The sequence below is a fragment of the Tsukamurella sputi genome (assembly GCF_007858445.1).
In the GTDB taxonomy this organism is placed as follows: Bacteria; Actinomycetota; Actinomycetes; order Mycobacteriales; family Mycobacteriaceae; genus Tsukamurella; species Tsukamurella sputi.
The window spans coordinates 1-609 of record NZ_VIGV01000110.1 but is presented as its reverse complement, the minus strand read 5'-3'; the positions used below and the strand labels follow the sequence as shown (position 1 = coordinate 609).

The 609-nt window shown below is 67.2% G+C and carries 1 protein-coding gene; it reads left to right on the top strand.

Annotation, left to right across the window (positions count from 1 at the left end):
- On the top strand, positions 1-514 hold a 514-nt coding region (locus tag FK268_RS23395), incomplete at its 5' end, for an SRPBCC family protein (RefSeq protein ID WP_146437839.1).
- Positions 515-609 lie beyond the last annotated feature (95 nt).

Here is a 609-nt window from a genome sequence, read left to right as displayed (position 1 = left end):
CACCATGAGATTCACGCCGCAGCGAGTCACGAGCGACATGTTCGACGCACGATCACGCTCGAGCGGATTCTACGAGACCGAATTCGAGCTCCCCGTCGCGCCGGACGTCTTCTGGGCTGAACTGCACCAGGAGCGCCCGCAGAGGTGGTTCTCGCTGGCGCGAAGCACCCGGTGGGTTTCTCAGCGCCGTGACTGCACGGGGGCGACGCGCGAGGTCACGATGGCGCCCGGCGCCGGCGTGCACGAGGAGTTCTTCGTGTGGGAGAAGCCCGACGCTCGAATGGGAAGAGGACAGGCCGCGTTCAGCGTCACCTCCGCGACGGTCCCGGGAATCCGGCGCCTCGGCGAACGGATCACGGTGAGCGCCGCCCCCGGGGGTTGTCGTGTCCGGTGGGAGTTCGTGGTCGCCGTTGCCGCTCCCGCGATCATGACCCGTGCGGCGATGCCCTTCATCGTGGGTCGTCTCGTGCGCGACACTCGTGCGCACTTCGACCAGCTCAACACACCAACCTGACCCGGCCACCGCAGAGCGCCCTCCATTCCCGGTGAGCGGCGAAGCGGGCGCGGAGGAGACCATCGGTTGCTATTGCAATAGCAACCGATGGTCTC